12 protein-coding genes are annotated in these 18,620 nt (G+C 67.1%); 8 read left to right on the forward strand and 4 right to left on the reverse strand.

The window, feature by feature from the left end:
• Nucleotides 1-54 precede the first annotated feature (54 nt).
• Nucleotides 55-1,941: a TRAP transporter large permease gene (locus BLU54_RS04605; protein WP_091905290.1), complete on the forward strand. Its 1,887-nt coding sequence runs from the start codon at nt 55-57 to the stop codon at nt 1,939-1,941.
• Nucleotides 1,942-2,737: 796 nt separating this feature from the next.
• The gene (locus BLU54_RS04610) at nt 2,738-3,598 is read left to right on the forward strand and encodes a sulfurtransferase (RefSeq protein WP_235837790.1); all 861 of its coding nucleotides are present in this window, start codon (nt 2,738-2,740) and stop codon (nt 3,596-3,598) included.
• Between the two features lie 114 nt (nt 3,599-3,712).
• On the opposite strand, the gene BLU54_RS04615 is transcribed toward BLU54_RS04610, so the two are convergent.
• A complete protein-coding gene (locus BLU54_RS04615) occupies nt 3,713-5,053 on the reverse strand; it encodes a serine hydrolase domain-containing protein (protein ID WP_091905296.1) in 1,341 nt (446 codons plus the stop codon).
• Between the two features lie 616 nt (nt 5,054-5,669).
• On the opposite strand from BLU54_RS04615, the gene BLU54_RS04620 reads away from it, so the two are divergent.
• Nucleotides 5,670-6,158 (forward strand): Hcp family type VI secretion system effector, encoded by a 489-nt coding sequence (locus BLU54_RS04620; RefSeq protein ID WP_091905299.1) that lies wholly within the window; start codon nt 5,670-5,672, stop codon nt 6,156-6,158.
• A gap of 671 nt (nt 6,159-6,829) precedes the next feature.
• Here the strand turns inward: BLU54_RS04620 and BLU54_RS04625 are convergent.
• Nucleotides 6,830-7,483 (reverse strand): hypothetical protein, encoded by a 654-nt coding sequence (locus BLU54_RS04625; RefSeq protein WP_091905302.1) that lies wholly within the window; start codon nt 7,481-7,483, stop codon nt 6,830-6,832.
• A gap of 223 nt (nt 7,484-7,706) precedes the next feature.
• Here BLU54_RS04625 and BLU54_RS04630 point away from each other — a divergent pair, with 223 nt between their 5' ends.
• Genes BLU54_RS04630 through BLU54_RS04645 form a run of 4 tightly spaced genes read left to right on the forward strand, consistent with a single transcriptional unit; the run spans nt 7,707 to nt 15,015 of the window.
• Entirely contained in the window at nt 7,707-8,450 is a 744-nt protein-coding gene (locus tag BLU54_RS04630; RefSeq protein ID WP_170845019.1) for a type VI secretion lipoprotein TssJ, read from the forward strand.
• A 10-nt stretch (nt 8,451-8,460) separates the two neighbouring features.
• Nucleotides 8,461-9,849, forward strand: coding sequence for a type VI secretion system baseplate subunit TssK (gene tssK / locus BLU54_RS04635; RefSeq protein WP_091905308.1), 1,389 nt, complete (start codon nt 8,461-8,463; stop codon nt 9,847-9,849).
• 1 nt (nt 9,850) lies between these two features.
• Complete coding sequence (locus BLU54_RS23605) at nt 9,851-10,939, forward strand: DotU family type IV/VI secretion system protein (RefSeq protein ID WP_091905311.1); 1,089 nt, start codon at nt 9,851-9,853, stop codon at nt 10,937-10,939.
• Nucleotides 10,936-15,015, forward strand: coding sequence for a type VI secretion protein IcmF/TssM N-terminal domain-containing protein (locus BLU54_RS04645; protein WP_091905314.1), 4,080 nt, complete (start codon nt 10,936-10,938; stop codon nt 15,013-15,015). Before BLU54_RS23605 ends, BLU54_RS04645 begins: the two co-directional genes overlap by 4 nt.
• Before the next feature lie 126 nt (nt 15,016-15,141).
• Here BLU54_RS04645 and BLU54_RS04650 read toward each other — a convergent pair whose 3' ends face one another.
• Nucleotides 15,142-16,089 (reverse strand): LysR family transcriptional regulator, encoded by a 948-nt coding sequence (locus tag BLU54_RS04650; RefSeq protein WP_091905318.1) that lies wholly within the window; start codon nt 16,087-16,089, stop codon nt 15,142-15,144.
• Between the two features lie 101 nt (nt 16,090-16,190).
• On the opposite strand from BLU54_RS04650, the gene BLU54_RS04655 reads away from it, so the two are divergent.
• The gene (locus BLU54_RS04655) at nt 16,191-16,793 is read left to right on the forward strand and encodes a short chain dehydrogenase (protein ID WP_091905321.1); all 603 of its coding nucleotides are present in this window, start codon (nt 16,191-16,193) and stop codon (nt 16,791-16,793) included.
• A gap of 213 nt (nt 16,794-17,006) precedes the next feature.
• On the opposite strand, the gene tssA is transcribed toward BLU54_RS04655, so the two are convergent.
• Nucleotides 17,007-18,602: a type VI secretion system protein TssA gene (tssA, locus tag BLU54_RS04660; protein ID WP_091905324.1), complete on the reverse strand. Its 1,596-nt coding sequence runs from the start codon at nt 18,600-18,602 to the stop codon at nt 17,007-17,009.
• Between the last annotated feature and the right edge of the window lie 18 nt (nt 18,603-18,620).

Genomic DNA, 18,620 nt, shown 5'->3' on the forward strand with positions numbered 1-18,620 from the left:
CTTCCCGCTCATCGCCGGGCGCAGCTGCATGCGGCCGGCAATTCGGAGAGTGTTATGCGCGCCTCAGACAGCCTGACGTCCGCCGACCTAGCGCCGCCCCGCCCCGGCACCACTCGCGCCTTCCTGCGCCACGCCGACATCCTTGTCGGCCGACTCATCGAAGCGTGCGCCGCCCTGCTGGTCCTGATCGAAACCCTGTTGTTGCTGGCCGGCGTCGTCGCGCGCTATGTGCTGCATCAACCCCTCACCTGGTCCGACGAACTCGCGTCGGTATTGTTCCTCTGGCTCTCGGTGCTCGGTGCCGTGGTCGCATTGCGGCGTGGCGAGCACATGCGCATGACCGCGCTTGTGGCGCGCTGTCCGGCCTCGGTGCGGGCCTACCTCGACGCGGTCGCGGTCGCCGCGGTGGCGATCTTCGTCGCCCTCATCCTTCACCCCGCATATACGCTGGCGGTCGACGATCAGATCATGTCGATGCCGGCACTCGAGATATCGTCGAGCTGGCGCTCGGCAGCCTTGCCTGTCGGGGCGGTGCTGCTGCTGCTCACCGCGGCGATGCGGATGCTCAATGCGGCGCGCCCGGCGCTGATGCTGTCGGCCGTTGCCAGCGTCGCCGTGATCGGCGTGGCCCTGGTCGCGTGCAAGCCGCTGCTCGCGGATCTAGGCAACGTGAACCTGGTGCTGTTCTTCGTCGTGATGCTGGGCGCGTGCGTGTTCGCGGGCGTTCCGATTGCATTCGCGTTCGGCCTCGCCACCACCAGCTACCTGGCGCTGGCCACGATGACGCCGGGAGAGATCCTCGTTGGTCGCATCGGTGAAGGCATGTCGCATCTGATGCTGCTCTCCGTGCCGCTGTTCGTGTTCCTCGGGCTATTGATCGAAATGACCGGCATGGCGCGGCGCCTGGTCGGTTTCCTCGCGGCGCTTCTGGGACACACACGCGGCGGTCTGTCGTATGTACTGCTCGGCGCCATGTATCTCGTCTCCGGCATCTCGGGATCGAAGGCCGCGGACATGGCCGCGATCGCGCCAGCGTTGTTCCCGGAGATGCGGGCGCGCGGCTCGAAGCCGGGAGAGCTCGTCGCGCTGCTGTCGGCCGCGGGCGCGCAGACCGAAACGATTCCGCCAAGCCTGGTGCTGATCACGATCGGTTCGGTCACCGGCTTGTCGATCACCGCGCTGTTTACCAGCGGCATCGTCCCGGCGCTGGTGGTTGGCGCGCTGCTGTGCGTGGTCGTCTGGTATCGGCACCGAGGCGCAACGGTTGCCAGCGCCACGCGGCTGCCCGCGCGCGAACTGACACGGGCACTGATTGCCGCGCTGCCGGCGCTGCTGCTACCGTTCCTGATTCGTTTCGTGGTCGTCGAAGGCATCGCGACGGCAACCGAGGCGTCCACCATCGGCATCGTCTACGCGGTGGTGGTGGGCCTGCTGATCTACCGTCAGTTCGACTGGCGCCGGCTGGGCCCGATGCTGGTCGAAACTGCGTCCCTGTCGGGTGCGATCCTGATCATCATTGGCGCCGCCACGGGCATGGCCTGGGCGCTCACGCAGTCCGGCTTCTCGGATGCGCTGGCGCGCTACGCGGCCGCGCTGCCCGGCGGCAAGTGGTCGTTCATGGCGGCGACCGTGGTGGGCATGATCGTGCTGGGCAGCGTGCTGGAAGGCATTCCGGCCATCGTGCTGTTCGGTCCGTTGTTGTTCCCCATCGCGAAATTAGTCGGCATCCACGAAATCCATTACGCGATGGTGGTGATCCTGTCGATGGGCATCGGCCTGTTCGCGCCGCCGTTCGGTGTCGGCTATTACTCCGCCTGCGCCGTTGCCCGGGTCGATCCCGCCGAGGGTATCCGCCCGCTGTTCGGGTATCTGGTCGCGCTCGTCGCCGGCGTGGTGCTGGTGGCGGCCGTGCCCTGGTTCTCGACCGGCTTCCTGCACTGACCGGCCCGCGCGGCTGGTAACACCGGCCACGCTACGACAGCGTGGCCGGGCCGCCGCAATAACGCCGGCCGCGCGAAACTATCCAGCATGCCACCGCACGCGGCCCTCGCGTGTAGCCTCTCGCGAGGCAGCGAACTTTTCGAGATCGCACGCGATCGCGTCCCGTCACCACTGGCGGCAATCGGCTTCGTGGGGCGTTGCGGAGATGGCATTTCATCGCTCGTTGCCTCGACCGTCGCCTCTACCGTCCCGTCTACTGTCCCGTCTACTGTCCCGTCTACTGTCGCGTCTACCAACGCGGCGACGCCAACGTCGCCCTCACATCGCAACCATGCGTCCGCCGTCGCGCGACCGATCCCAACCGGTGTATCCGCGGCAGCTCAACCCGGATACCCGCGGGCCGACGCCACCGATCGTTCCAGTTCCGCCAGCGCCCTCGGCGGCCGCATCTTCGGAGCCAGCAGAGCGCCGGACCGCCTCCGTTCTTCCTCGACACTTGCCCGCGCCCGTGGCGCACCAGCGTTGCGATGCGCGACCGCGCCCTTCTCGGCTATCATCCAGTCAGCAATCGACGCGCGCCTGAGAACGCTGCGGACACACGCCAGTAATGCGCCTGATCATGCACCGGTACGCGCCGGCTGGCGCGCCGATCGCTCTAGCACTTCTTCCATGCAATGAAACGCCGCGACGAGTTGAGGTCGGAGGCAGCGCCACGCCGGAGCACCGGAGCACCACAGTACCGGTAGGCGCCGCGATGCCGAACGGACCGCTCGGCGCGACGCGAACGGAATCGCCGATGTCCTTCAACACCCTGATCTCCGCCGAGCAACTCGCCACCCTGCTGGCGGATACCGCTGCCAACGTGCTGGTTTGCGACTGCAGTTACGATCTGACGAATCCCGCGGCCGGCTCGGCCAGTTATCGGCACGCGCATATTCCCGGTGCCGTGTACGTCGACCTGGAACGGACGCTCAGCGGCCAGAAGACGGGCCGCAACGGCCGGCATCCGCTGCCGGCGCCCGCATCGCTCGCCGAAGCGCTGTCGGGACTCGGTGCCAATACCGATACGCAACTGGTGTGCTATGACGGCGCGGGCGGCATGTTCGCCGCACGCCTTTGGTGGCTCGCGCGTTGGCTCGGCCATGACCGCGTCGCGGTGCTCGACGGTGGGCTCGCGGCATGGCAGGCAGCGGGGCAGCCAACCGAGCAAGGCGACGGACGCACGCCGGCGCGGGCGGACTTCCCGGTGCGCGCGCCGCTGGTCGCCACGGTCGATTACGACACCGTATTGGCGAATGTCGCGCGCCCCACGCGCGTCGTGCTCGATGCACGCGCGGCCGACCGCTTCCGCGGCGAAAACGAAACGCTGGACGCCGTGGGCGGACACATTCCGAACGCGCGCAACCGCTTCTTCCGCGATAACCTCGGCGCCGACGGCCGGTTCAAATCGCCCGAGAGGCTGCGGGCCGAATTTTCCGCCGTGGCCGGTCACACCGACGGCTCGGCCCTGATCGCGCAGTGCGGGTCTGGCGTCACTGCCTGCCACAATCTGCTGGCAATGGAAGTGGCTGGCATCCCCGGGGCGGCGCTCTACCCGGGCTCCTGGAGCGAATGGAGTTCCCGGCCGGGCGCGCCGATCGCGACGGGCAGCCACTGACGCTGGCGGAGGCGATAAACCCGCAACCGGCGTCGAGCACACGCCGCCTGCACCCGCACCCGTTACAACGGCGCGTCGTACGCGCGGCGCATTGAACACGCGGCGCGGCGCCGCTCAGTTACTGCTGGCGGCGAGCGCGCGCGCAACCTCCAGACCGATGCGTTGGATGCCAGTGTTGACCTGGTTCGTGACGACGAACACCGCGGTATCGTGGCTGCTGTCCGTGATGATCACCGAGTTGAAACCGTTGGTGCCGCCGTCCTTGTAAGCCAGCAAGGCGCCGTCCGGAGCCGACGTATCGACCGGCTGGGTGACCCAGGCCATCGCCTGATGGAAGCTATCCCCGATCGGCCTGTAGAGCGGTGTCTGCGCGACCGCGAAAGCGTCGCGCAGTGCCGCCGGCACCGGACGACCATCGACGCTGAGGTGGCCCAGCGCCGCCTCGCCGTAGCGAAGCATGTCGGCCGGCGTCGACTTCAGCGTACCGGCCGCAAACCACGCGAAGCGCGGCCAATGCGGCACTGCGGCACCCTTGTCGCTATGTCCGGTCGCGAAGCGCGGACGCTGCGCATCGCTCACGAACGGCACGGTGTCGCTCATGCCGAGCGCGGTGGTGATGCGTTCGGCCACTAAGGCGTCCCACTCCTGCCCATAACCACGCGCGATGGCCAGACCAAGCAGGCCGACGCTCGCATTCGAGTAGTGGTACGTCGCCGGCAAGCCGCAGCTCTCGTTCGGCGGTACCTTGCTCTTGTAGCCGGCGAACCAGGCGACGAATTTCGAGACCGGCCAATGGTCGATGTCAGACGGCGTCGGGTCGCTGAAACTGACGGAGATCGGGTCACTGGCGAGGCCGCTGCGGAAGTCAGCCATCTCGATCAGGTTCACCTCGGCGGCGCAGCGGCTCAACGCCGCCTCGGGAAAGTAGGCCTGCGTGGTCGCGCTCCGCGTCATCGTGCCATCGCTGAGTGCCTCCGCGAACAGCGCAGTCGTGAAGGTCTTCGTGATCGAGCCGATTTCCACGAGCGTGTCGGCCGAGATCGGCGCGCTGACATCCTGGCCGTACGTGAAGTAGTGCCGCGTACCGCCGCGACTCACTGCAACGATGATGCTCGGCAGCTCCTGCGCCGTGGCAAACGGCTGCACAATGCCATCGACCGTGGTCTTGAGCGGGTCGACGGCGCCACCACCGCTGTCCGAAGCAGGCGCTGCCGGCGAGGCGCCGGACGCTGGATTCGCCGGCGTCGCGCCGGACGCTGGCGACGCGTCCGATGCACCCGACGCGGGCGTCGCACCGTCAAGGGTCGTGGTATTGCCGCCGCAAGCGGCAAGACCAGCGCCGGCAAGACAGCAAGCAAGGGTCAATGCGCAGGTCCGGGACAGGACGCGGGACAGGACGCGGGACAGGACGCGCGACAGGCGGCCGGCATTCGTGCCGGCGGGGAGACGGGGCATCGCGAACTCGAGAAGGAAAGTCGTGCGAAACGTGCACGCGCGGCCACGCGAATCCCGCCTGGCTGACTGAGGGCGTTACGGGGCGAGCGCAAGTCTAGCAGAGGACGACTGACGATAGGAAAGGCTTTGGAGATAAAGCACGGTCTCGCCTGGGCGAGGCTGTTGCGGTCCGGATGCGGTCCCGTTGCGGTCGAGTTACGGTCCAGTTGCCGTCTCGAAATCCCTGCGCGTCGCGTCATACGCCAGCCCTTCCGCCGTGTCCGTGCTGCGCCGGCCCCGTCGCCACGCCCGGGCACTACATCCTGCAAGCGGCACATCGGCAGTCGGTCGAGACGCGTCCCGACCGACTGGACCACCGCAGTCACTGCCCTGGCAACACGCTCGCCGGCATGCGCCCCGCGACCGTCGCCCATCGGCTATGCACGATTTCAGCTGAAACATGCGCACTGCATCGCGCAATCAACCGGTAACGCGCGCGCCCTAATCTTCAATCACGCGCTGCCGCAACGGCACACCACCCGGATCCCACGGCAGCGCGTCTCGCTCGACGGGCAATGCCGCGATGCGATTTAGAGACGAAGTACAACACCTGACAGTCATCAACGGAGACAGAATCATGCCGATGCCGTGCTACCTGACCCTCGAAGGTCAAAATCAAGGAAAGATCGAAGGCTCGACCAAGGTCCAGGGCCACGAAGGGAAGATCCACGTTCAAGCGGTCGATCATACGATCGAGATTCCGAAGAGCCCGCAAACCGGCCTGCCGACCGGCAAGCGCGTGCACGGCGCGATGACCGTGACGAAGGAAATCGACAAGTCGAGCCCGAAGCTGTATCAGGCGCTGACCTCGGGCGAGCAGATGAAGAACGTCACACTCGAGTTCTATCGCATCTCGCCGAAGGGCACCGAGGAAAAGTACTACACCGCAAAGCTCGAAAACGCTGTGCTGACCAGCATGAAATCGTGGACCCCGAACTGTCTGGAACTGAGCAACAAGCAGATGGGCCACATGGAAGACCTCGCCTTCACGTACGAGAAGATCACCTGGACGTACGAGCCGGACGGCATCGAGTCCGAGGACTCCTGGCTCGCGCCGAAGGCCTGAAGTCGGCCGCCGGCATCGACGCCGGCACGCGGTGCCCGGTCTCGCGGCGCGATCGCGCGGCCCGATCGCGGCCCGATCGCGCGGCCCGATCTCGCGGCCTGGTCCCCTGCCCGCCGCGGGACCGGGCGGAATGCGCACCGTTGGCTTCGCGGCGTCCATGCTTCCATTGCCTTCGATGCGCCGGCGACCGTCGGCGCATCGAAGGCTGTCTCGCAAGGGGCGGCGCGCGACGCCGCCCTTTCTCCCGCCGCTACGGCACGCCGTGCATGCGGTCAATCCCCATTTTCTGGCCGATTCGCGCCCGCGCAACGCATGCCTTGTTCAAGCGATGGCACACGCCTTTCTGCGTGCTAGACTGCCCCCGCCGTTCGCTTGTCCAGGCTGGACCGCATTATTTTGCGACCGCAGACGCCACTGCAGTCGTCATAGGCGCCACCTGCTTGCCGCCGAGCTGTCATTCGGCGATTCGGGACAGAACACCGGGTGTTCTGTCCGCTCCATCCACGCTTTGCACTCACCCCTCTTTTATCGGCATGCTGCGCACGCTCTTCGCGCCTTGCGCACCTGCCCGTGTCATACCGGGGCGACGCTCGACGCCGTGTGCCGCATCGGGGTCGCCGCGTGTGCAAGAACGCGCGGGCTACCGCGCGCCCGCTGCCGCCCTCACCGGTTCAATTCTGCTTGCCCGTGGTCACTGGTTTGCCGTCGCCGTCGACGCGCAGGCGGTTGCCCGGATCGTAGGGCAGGTCCGCGAAGAACAGCGCGCCGTTGTAGTAATAATCGACGCGATACAGCGTACCCGGCTGCACCTGGGCATGGCTGGCGTCGCCACACTCCTGGGTGGTCAGGAAGTGTTCGAGCGGAATCTCCGTCACCGACGGCGGCAGCGGCGACTTGGGCGGCGGAAACAGCACTTGCCACAGTGCCATTCCGAGCCCTGCTCCTGCTACACTGCCGCCAATCGTGACCGGCAGCTTGTGGGTCAGTGCATGCCCCAGAATGCCGCCGCCGATGCCAAGCGCGACGCCAAACGGGCCGACCAACCAGCCAGCGGCGCCGCCAACGAGTGCCGCCGGCAGCATCCAGATCCGGGCGGAAAGCAGATGGGCGGCGAGGTAGGCGCCGGCAGCGGCACCCATGGGCGCACCGGTTACGCCCTTCAGGTGCCGCAACGGCCAGGACCGGGCGTTGGCCTGGTCGAACAGATACTGCCGTTCGCTCACGAGCGTCGGACGACATTCAGGACGTTGTTCGCGCGTCGTGACCGTCAGCGACGTGACCGACACGACGTCAACGGTGGTGCCCGCCTCGGCCGCGGCGGGCACGTCCGCCGGGGCCGCGGAAACGAGATGAGGCGCGACGCTCAGCAGTGCGCACAGCCCTGCGCGGCGCCAGCGACTCCCGTGAACACCAGCACGGCGGGGCGCGGCCTCGCAGTGAGAGACACGACGAACAATGATGAATGACATAAGCAAAACGGGTCTGCCTCTCATGGAGGACGGGCCGTCGGGGAGCGGGGAAACAAGCGTAGCAGAGCAAGGCGCTCGTGTGGCATCCGAATCGATGCGCGAGCGGCGTGCGGGTGTCGGCCGGCGCGCGACGGCCATGGCCGCGTTCGCGCTCGCGGCCGTGGCGCTGGGCGGCTGTTCGTTGTTCGGCGGCACCAGTGCCAAGGATGCGGTCGCACAGGTCGAGTGGAGCGCGGCCAGCGACGCGATTCTGATCGAGGTCAATGCCGACGACCTGCTCAATGAATACGACGGTGAGGCCCATACGCTGCTGCTTGGCGTGCTGCAGGCAGGCGACGCGGACGCGTTCCGCAAGGTCGCCGGCGACGCAGGGACGCTCGCCACGGCGTTGAGCCAGACCACGCCCGGCGGTCCGATGCTGCAGACGGTCCGCTACGTCGTGCAGCCTGGCGGCCACACCATCCTGTCGATCGATCGTGTCGCCAAAGCCAAGGTCGTCGGCCTGATCGCCGGCTATTACACGATGGACCCGAAGACGTCGGCCCGGCTATTTGAGATTCCGCTGGCGATCAGCAACAACAGCCTGCTCGGCCACGACTATGCTGCCCAGCCCCAGACACTTGCGCTGCGCGTCGACCTCGGTCGCCTCGCCATCGAGCAGGCAGTGCGGCTCAATCCTCAGCCCCCCGAACTCGTCAAGGCCGAAGCGCAGGCCCGTGCCAAACAGCAGATCGTGCCGCTTGACGGCGGCGGTCGCGAAATCCTGCTGACGCCGGCCAACGGCAGCCAGCCGGGTGCCGCGGCGATCCCACTCCCGAACTGAAGGCGCGACCGTGGCAGAAAAGAAGGCAGTCTACTGGCATCAGGGCATGTTCCTGCAGCCGCAGCATTTCCAGTTCGCCGACGCCCATCACCGCTTCAGCCAGACGCCGCTGTTCGACGCCGGCATCCCGCATTTCTGGGGCGTGGGCGCAATCGAACTGTCGCGCGCGGCGATTGCGAACCGCGTGATCGAGGTCAAGCGGGCTCGCCTGCTGTTCCGGGATCATCACTACGTCGAATTTCCGGACAACGCGGTCATCGCGCCGCGCACCTTCGACGCCGCCTGGGTTCAGGGTGATCGCCCGCTGACGGTGTATCTGGGCCTGCGCAAGCTGAGCGAGCAGGAACGCAACGTCACCGAGGTTGGCGAGCTGTCCGAGGCGGCAACGGTTCCGACCCGGTTCGCAACCGTGATGGGCGCGCCGGAAGTCAACGACCTGTATTCGGATGGGCCGAGCGCGCCCTTGCAGACGCTGCTCTACGTGGTGCGTTTGTTCTTCGAACCGGAGCTGCCGAACCTCGACAACTACGAATTGATTCCGATTGCGCGGTTGATTCGCGACGGGGATGCGATCGCATTGTCGGAACGCTTCGTTCCGCCCAGCTACGCGCTGTCGGGTTCAGACGCGCTGCGCGTTCTGCTCCGTGAGATTCGGGACGAGCTGGCGGGCCGCGCGCGGCAGTTGCAGGAGTACAAGAGCCCGCGCGAGATGCAGAAGGCCGAGTTCGACGCGTCCTACATGATCTTCCTGCTGGCGCTGCGCTCCCTCAACCGCTTCTCACCTCAGCTCTTCCATCTACTCGAAGCGGAGCAGGCGCATCCGTGGCTCGCGTATGGCGTCCTCCGCCAACTGGTGGGCGAACTGAGTTCGTTCTCCGAGCGCTACAACATGCTCGGCGAGGCGGATGCGGGCGGCGGCGGCATGCCCGCCTACGATCACGACGATCTCGAACGCTGCTTCGAACAGGCGCGCGTTCTGGTCGGACAGCTGCTGAACGAGATCACCGTCGGTCCGGAGTTCCTGGTGGTGCTCGAACCGCACGATGGCCTGCTCACCGGCCAGTTGCCGCGCAGCCTGTTCGGCCAGCGCAACCGCTTCTATCTGGTCGTGCGCACGCAGGAGGAACCGCGCTGGGTCAGCGACTCGGTGGTGCATGCGGCGCGGCTCGCGGCGACATCTGAAATCGACACGCTGTTGCGGCACGCGCTGCCGGGCCTGGAACTGATACACATGCCAGTCGCACCGCAGGGCCTGCCGCGCCGCGCGCATTCTCATTATTTCCGCATCGAACAGATCAGCGAACAATGGGAAGCGGTCGAGCGCGAGGGCGACATCGCGCTGCAGTGGCTGGACGCGCCGGAAGACCTGCGCGCCGAAATCGTAATCCTGCGGAGATGACGTGCAGCTGATCGATACACTGATTCCGATCGTCGCGCTCGTTCAGCAGACGATCGCAGCGCCCGTTGGCGGGCGGCAGCCCGTCGGCGACCGCCCGTCGCCCGGCGGCCCAGCCCAGTCCGGCCTGGAGCCGGCTCAGGCAGTGCCCGCCTCTCGCACCGGCGGGACGGCGTCCGCCGGCGCCGCGCCGCCGCCGGGTGCGAGTGCGGGTGCGGGTGCGGCCGCGGCGGCTTCGCCGTTCGCGCCGGTGCCGGTCGGCGCGGTCGACTGGCCGGGCGAGCCGGCCCGTCCGCTGCCAGGCGGCGGGAAAGATGCATCCACTCCGGCATCGGTCCAGGAACCGGGCGCCGCGCCATGGTCCGCGCCGACCGCCCCCGCCTTCACCGCTGCATCTGCGGCGCCGGGCACGAGCGCGCGCGCTGCCCAGTCGGCCACGGCATCCGGCTCTGCCGCCATGGCGTCGCCCGCGCGTACGCTGGCCGACCGACTCGACGCGCTGATCGACACCGCACGTTATGCGGCGGCGCGGGAGGACATCTCGCCCGCAACCTTCGACGAAGGACTGTTCGCAGTGCTGGCGTGGGCGGACGAAATCCTGATCTCATCGACCTGGCCCGGCGCTGCCCAATGGCCGCGTTATCTGCTGCAGCGGAAATACTTCAACAGCACGACCGCCGGTCTGGCTTTCTTCGCCCGTCTGGAACAGCTTCGCGACGATCAGGCGGATGTGCGCGAGGTGTACGCACTGTGTCTGTCGCTCGGCTTCAAGGGGCGCTTCGCCTACGAGCGCTCGACACGCGCGCTCGATGAGACGCGACGCGCGACCCTGCAACGGGTACTGGACGACGCCGGCGTGCCGACCGCGAGTAGCGCATTGCTGTTCCCGCAAGCTTATGCGAGCGCCGACACGCGCGACCCCGACCGCTATCGGCCCGAAACCGCCGAGCGCCGCCTCCGACCGCGCTTCGCGATCACGCGTCAGACTGCACTGGCGATCGGCATCCCGCTCGTGGTGTTGGCCCTGCTGTACGGAACCTATCGTCTGATCATCGCGCAGTTGATCGACGCCATCCTCCCGTTGATCAAATGAAAGCCTTCCGTACGGTCTTGCTCTGGCTGGTCGCGCTGGTGCTGCTTGCGCTGGTCAGTTGGGGAGTGACGCTCTATCTGGAGTGGCCGCTGTGGGCGTCCGCCGCGCTGTTCTTCGGCGCCCTCGGCCTGTTTTTCCTGGTCAAATTCGTTCGGCGGGTATTGCTCGCGCTGCGCTCGCGCAGTGTCATCGCTCGACAGCGCCGCTCGGAACGCGAAGCGGCGCGACGCGCATCGCCCGTCTCGGAACTGCGGCGCAAATTCCGTCATGCGGTGATGCTGCTGCGCGGTTCGAGCCTGAAGCGGCTCGGCAACCCGCTCTATGCGCTGCCGTGGTACCTCGTGATCGGGCGGCCCGGCGCCGGCAAGACGACGGCGCTGACCCGCTCGCGGCTGGCAACGTCGATCCAGGATCGCGACACCCGTGCCAGCGCCCGGATTGCCAGCACCGAAAACTGCGACTGGTGGTACTTCGACAAGTCCGTCGTACTGGATTGCGCGGGCCGCTATGTCGATTCGGACAATGACGATGTCGATCGTCGCGAATGGGACGTGGTGCTGGATCTGCTGTCACGCTATCGCGGCCGCGAAGGCATCAACGGCCTGGTGCTGGCGATCAGCGCCGACCGCCTGCTGGCCCCGAATCGCGACGAACTGGACGAAGAGGCGCGCGTGATCCGCGCGCGCATCGAGCAGCTGATCCGTCTGTTCGGCAAGCGCTTCCCGGTTTACCTGCTGGTGACCAAGTGCGACCGGCTGTATGGTTTCGAGAAGTGGAGCGCATTGCTGCCGCCGGAGGTGCTCGACCAGGCGATCGGCTACCTCGCAAGCGACAACGAGCATGCGCAGCCGCGTGCCACCTTCATGACTGCGGCGTTCCAGAGCATCGTCTCGCGCCTGCGCGCGCTGCGCATCGCGTTGGTCGGACAGCATCCGGACGCGGCCCTGGAACTGCTGCTGTTTCCGAACGAACTGGAACGGCTACAGCGCGGCTTGACCGGCTTCGTCGACGCCTGTCTGGGCGAGAGCCCTTATCTCGAATCGCCGTTCGTCCGCGGCATCTTCTTTTCCAGTGGCCTGCAGGAGGGTGGCGCCCGGTCGGTCATCATGCCGGAGACGGTCGCGCCGGTGCCGGCGCATCCGCCGTCCAACACCGGCTTGTTCCTGCACGATCTGTTCGGCCGCATCCTGCCGGGCGACCGCAATCTGTCGAAGCCGGCGGCGCTCGTCAACCGATGGTTCGCGGCGACGCAGCACCTGGGCCTGCTGGCGTGGCTGTTGATCTCGATCGCGATCGGCATCCTGATGACCGCGTCGTTCATCCAGAACGTCAAGACGCTCAACTACATCCAGAATCACTATCCGTTCCGGCAACAATTCACGGGCCGGCTGGCGGACGACGCCGCAACCTTGAGCCTCAGCAACGAGGCGTTGCGCGAGATCGACCGCCGCAACGACAACTGGCGCATGCACTGGATGGCCGCCTCCGACGTGCTCGACCTGGAAGAGCGGCTACGGCGCCGCTTCGTCGATCAGTACCGGACCTACATCCGCCCGGCGGTCGAACAGGATCTCGACAGCGACCTGAAGCGCGCGCTGGTCAACGATCCAGAAGGCGCGTTGCCGCTGTATATCCTCGCGGAGATCCGCACCACCAACCTGCTGCGACGCAAGCTGGCCGGCGCGGATCGCGATGAGCTGGCGGCGATGCCACAGCCGCTGTATGCGGACAACGCGCCGTATTCGCCGGCACTCTTCGATCAGATCAATCAACTGCGTCTGTCCTACTACGCGTGGTCGCCGGTGAATGCCGCCGCGCTGATCGATCAGGTCAATCGCCAGCAAGTCACGCTGACCGACGCCATGTATCGCGACAACATGCACTGGCTGACGCATCTGGTGCACGTCGATCCGCAGTTGCAGCCGGTGCGGCTCGCCGATTTCTGGCTCGACGCGGCGGCGGCGCAAGCCCATGCGAGCGTGATCGCGCAAGCCGATCGAGACCTCGTGCTCGGTGCGTCCGATCCGGCCGCTGCCCGCGCGGCGGCGCGCGCGGAAGCCCGCAGCGGCATGCCAGACGCAAAGCGGATCGGCGCCCAGGTCGCCCGCGACGCCGACGCCGAACAGCTCCGCCTCTCGAAAATCATGGTGCCGGCCGCCTACACGCGCGACGGCTTGCGCGACATCCAGCGCTACATCGATGAGGCACACGAAGCGCTCGACGACGACGCACGTCTGGACCGCGAAGCGAACACGTTCTGGCAGAACTACGTCACCGAGCGCTTCCAGATCTGGCAGAACTTCGTCCAGGCGGTTCCGGAGGGCGAGCGCCTGCTGTCCGGGCGCGATGCATGGCAAGCCAAGCTGGCGGGTATCGGCCAGGCATCCAGCCCTTATCTGCGCGCGCTCGACCGCCTCAACGACGACTTCGCGCAACTGCCAGACGCGCAATTGCCGGACTGGCTGAAGACGGCGCGGCGCGTCGGCAAGCTGCGCCGGGAAGCGACCGGCGCCTTGCTGGCCGGCAAGACCGGCGAGCTGGTGCAGACGATCAATGCCTTCGGCGGCCAGGCCCTCAAGCAGACCATCGCCAGCAGCCCGAGCGCCGGCGCGCAGGAATTGCGCGTCAATGCGCAAGCGGCCGGCGCGCTGCGCGACTACCTCGCCACGGTCAGCCAGATTGCCGCAACCGTCACCGAAGGAGAAGGCAAAGCCTACGAAGTGTCGGCAGCCTTCCACGGCTTCGGCATCGATCCGGCAATCAAGACCTCGGCCGTGCAGAATGCCGCGCGCGCCCTCGCCCGCTTCCGCACCACGTTCGAATCGCCGCAGGCGGCCGAACAGGCGGTGTGGCGACTGGTCGGCGGACCGCTGCACTTCGTGCTGGCTTACAGCGAACAGCAAACGTCATGTGCGCTGCAGACCGAGTGGGAGGGCAAGGTCTATTGGCCGCTGCAATCGGCGACGAGCCTGAACCAGATCATCGATCAGCTGTACGGCCCGCAAGGCTCGGTCTGGGGTTTCGTCGACGGTCCAGCCAAGCCGTTCCTGCGCCGCTCGGCGGACACCATCGCAGTGGTGGAAACCGCCGGCTACAGCGTGCCGTTCACCGAAGGCTTCTTGCCAACGCTGAATTCCGCCATCGGCAAGCGCGTCGCGCAATTGCTGGAGATGCAGCGCGCGAAGGCGCGGACCGAGCAAGAACAACTGCAGGCACAGGCGGCGCAGGACCTCGCCAAGCAGCAACAGGCGAGCGCGGAACAGGCATTGACCGATGTCAAGCAGAAGATCGCTGCCGCGCAGGCCAAGGCCTACCCGCTGGGGATCACGGGCCAGCCCACCGACGTCAATCCAGGTGCGCGCGTACGTCCATTCGCCACCGTATTGACGATTCAATGCGCGAGCGGCGCACGCACGTTGAGCAACTTCAACTTCCCCGTCAGCGATCACCTGAACTGGGCACCGGGCCAGTGCGGCGAAGTGTCGTTGGTGATTCGCATCGAGGGAGTTACCTTGAGCAAGCGTTATCGCGGCGACATGGGCATGGTCAACTTCCTGCGCGATTTCCGGGACGGACACCACCTGTTCACCGCCGACGACTTCCCGAGTTCACGGCCCGCGCTGGCAGCACGCAACATCACGCAGATCACCGTGCGCTATGACTTCGATGGCGCCGATGCCATCGTCGATGGAGCGCAGCAGGTTGCGCAGTTGCAGGACGAGGAAGCAAGGCAGGTGCAGGCGCGTCAGGCGGCAGTCAACGCGCAGGCCGCGCAGACACAGCAGCTCATGCTGATCAAGATGGCCAGCGCGAACGGCGCCCCAGAGCGGCCGGTACGCGTCGCGCTGCCGCAGCGTATCGGCATGTGCTGGAATGCGCAGCCGGGGACCGCGCCGCCGTCGCTGAAACAAATGTTCGACTCGCTGCTCGACACGCGAGGCCCGCTGGTGACGGCAGCGGCGCCGCCGCAACCCCTCCCCGCGTTCGCACCGCCAAGCGCGCCGGACATGCCGCCGCTCCCGCCGATGCCGACGGTACCGAACACGTCGCCGAGCGCGGCGCCGTCGAGCTCGTAGGCGGCGGACTACCGCTGCGTAGCGGACGGCTCGCAGTCGCGGACGGCTCGCGGTCGCGGTCGCGGTCGCGGTCGGCGGAGTGTCGTCCGGCAGTCGCGTGCTCGCCGTCGCCAACGGCGACCGCACTCACCGCGGCAGGCGTCGCCGGTCAATGCCGGCGCCGGCGGAAGGGCGAGACGCTTCTGGCGACGGCTGACCCAATCGGCTCACGACGTAGTCGACGAAGCTGCGCACCTTGGCACTGGGTCCAGTTTCCGCCAGACGGACGATGTGCACCGGACGCGTCGGCAGTTGCCAGTCGGGCAGTAACGGGACCACATGACCGGCCGCGATCGCCGGACCCAGCAACGCGTCGGCCTGCATGATCACGCCAATGCCCGCCATCGCGGCGCTCAGCAGTGCCTGCCCGTTGTTCGTGCCGAACTGCCCGCGCACCGGGACGTCGACGGTCTCGTCGTCACGCGTGAACCGCCAGACATGGCTCGGCCCCCACAGCGCGAAATTCAGCAGCGGAAAGGCCTCGAGTTCCGACGGATGAGCCGGCATGCCGTGACGCGCGACCCACGCGGGACTGGCCACCGCGTACATCCGTGAAGTGGCCAGCGCACGCGCGACCAACCGCCCGTCGAGTGTCCGGCTCATGCGAATGCCGCAGTCGAAGCCCTCCTCGGCAAGGTCGACGATGCGATCGTTCAGGTTCAAGTCGATCCTGACTTGCGGATGGGCGGCGAGATAGTCACCGATCACGGGCGTCAGCCGATGCGCGCCGAAAGACACCGGCGCCGTCACCCTCAGCGTACCCTGCGGCTGGGCACGCAACGCTTCGGCAACGCCGTCGGCGGTCTGCACACTCGCGAGCACGTCCCGGCAACGCTCCACGTAGACGGCACCAATTTCCGTCAATCGTTGCCGCCGCGTCGTCCGCTCCAGCAGTCGCGCACCTAGTAGCGTTTCCAGTGCCTGGATGTACTTGCCGACCATCACCGCCGATACATTCAAGGCAGTTGCCGCCGAGGCGAAGCTGCCCGCGTCGACGGCCGCCACGAACACCTCCATCGCACGTAGCTTGTCCACATTCCTAAGTGCTGGTTTCGAATAACCGAACCATACGCCCATTTATCTCATTGCGGGCCGGAGCAACAATCCACCCATCCCATTTATTGGAAGGTGTTGCAATGAAGATTCTCGTGATCGGCGCAAGCGGCGCCGTGGGAAGTGCGGTGGCGAGCGCTCTGTCCGAACGGCACGAAGTGCTGAGCGCGAGCCGCCAGCAAGGCGATTTTCGCGTCGATATCACTGACGACGACAGCGTGCGCGCCCTGTTCGACGCAGTTGGCCCCTTGGATGCGATCGTCTCGACCACAGGCAATCTCTTTTTCGGCGCAGTCGCGACGATGCAGCCGGCGGACTTCAACGTCGGCCTGCAGAACAAGCTGCTCGGTCAGGTGCGACTCGCATTGCTCGGCCAGCACGCATTGCGAGACGGCGGTTCCATCACGCTCACCAGCGGCATTGTCGCGGACGAGCCAATCCTGCAAGGCGCGAACGCCACGGCGGTCAATGCATCGATCGAAGGTTTCGTACGCGCCGCCGCAATCGAACTGCCGCGCGGTCTGCGCATCAACGCCGTCAGCCCGACCCTGCTGACCGAATCGAAGGACGTCTATGGTCCGTTCTTCCCGGGTTTCGAATCGGTGGCGGCGGCCCGCGTCGCGCTGGCGTATGTGCGCAGCATCGAAGGCGCGCAAACCGGACGGGTCTATCGCGTCTGGCAGTGAGGCCGTCCCGGCATCCGCGCACGGCGCTGCGCAACCGCCTCGGCGTGCACCGGATCGGGCGAGTCTCCCCCCGTCCGGTCCGGTCCGGTCCGGTCCGGTCCGGTGTGCGATGATCGTCGTCAACGCGGCACGTTGCAACGGCGCGAGGCTTCGGTTTCGCCGTCGCAATCGTCCGCCCACACGGCCTTCTGCCCCCCTCCCCGGCGGCCTCTCTCAGGCGGCGGTCATCAGTCTGATCGCCGCGGCCGCGTCAAGGCGTGCAATGCGTTCGAGCAGGCGTGCGGCGTCCTCGCGTTGCTCAGCCTGCAAGGCGACCGAATGTGCGATCGACAGCGCTTCGAGTGCAAGCCGCGGCGACCACCGTTCAAGGCCGTGCCGGTCGATCTCGGCGACGAGCACGTTCGAGAATGGCAGCACCATCACGCCGGGGCGATGCGCGAGCAGCAGTTCGCATAGATGCATCATCGCTCGAAGGCGCTGCTCGGGAGGCGCCCCCGCGATTGCACCTTGCAAGGCAAGCGCCGCCGCCTCCAGATCGCCGTCGGCGGCCAGGGCTTTCGCATCGGCGAGCGCGACTGCCAATGCGTCGGACGTACTGGCGCCGCCCGCGCCGGTCGACTCGGCGCGCAGGCTCGCCAGCCACTCAAGCGTTGCGCCGTCCGCGAATGGCTTGCCGTCGGCGAACGACAAACCGGGCAGGTCGGGCGCACGTCGCAAAAGATGGCTGGTCGCCTGCACGACCTCCGCGAGCGCAGGCGCGAACGGCTCGCCGAGCTTGCCGAGTGCCAATGCGCTGGCGCGATTCAGATCGAGCCAGAACGGAAACGCCGGCAAGTTCGCCTCCGCGAATTGCACGGTCTCCACGAACGCGTCACCGGACTGCAGCCGGTCCAGCGCGATCGCGAGTTCGGCGATCGGTCCAGGAATGCGCGTCTGACCGCGTTCGGCCCGCGGCGCGGTATCGATCGCACCCCAGGCGGCCAGGCGATTGAGGCGGTACGCCTGCGCGTCGGCGGGATCGGCACCGCGTCGCCAACCCGCCAGCGCAACCAGCCGTTCGCCGATCTGCTCGAATGCGCGGTCGGCATCCGCCTCGGAAACGATGACGCTTTGAGACAGCGGCGCGAGCTGCGGTCCGGCCGCCGGCGTGGCCCCACCCGCGCGCGCCGCCGGCGTGGCGGCACTTGCGGCGGCCGGGGCCGCCAACGCCCCGTTCGCCGGCGTGGCCACCATTTGCACCGCGACCGCGGCCGGCTCGGGCTCTCTCACCGGCAGCGTGCGGATCTGGCTCAACAGCGGGCGCACGCTCGGCGCATCAGGATCCTGTTCGCCCAGCAGGGCCTCGATCGCGCCCAAGTGGGCATTGAGCGCGTCGATCAGTTCCGGCGCCTGTTGCACGTCGCGGTCGACCCGATCGGCGACATATTGCTGCGCACGTTCGAGCAACCACGCGAGCGCGTTGCGACGCGCGCGCAACCGTGCGACCGGCGGGAACAATGTCGGCCAGTAGGTCGTCAGCAGGTCTGCCACCACCTTCAACCCGGTTGCCAGTCCGTCGAGTCCCGACTGGCGCATCAATGCGCCGGCAAGATAGCAGGCGACAAGCAGATCCTTGCCGCGTTCGGCCAGCAGGACCGCGGCGGCGCGCTGAACGATGTCCCAGTCTGCGCCAGCCGCGGCGCTCGGGTTGCTCAGCTTGTCGATTTCGCCTTGCAAGCGCTCGAAATCGGGATCGTCACGCACGTCCTCGCCCGCCGGCGCGGCGCCAGGGATCGGCGAGGAACCGAGGATGTCGTATTGGAAGCTCATCGATGGGGAAATTCTTGG

The sequence above is a fragment of the Chitinasiproducens palmae genome (assembly GCF_900095735.1).
GTDB lineage: Bacteria > Pseudomonadota > Gammaproteobacteria > Burkholderiales > Burkholderiaceae > Chitinasiproducens > Chitinasiproducens palmae.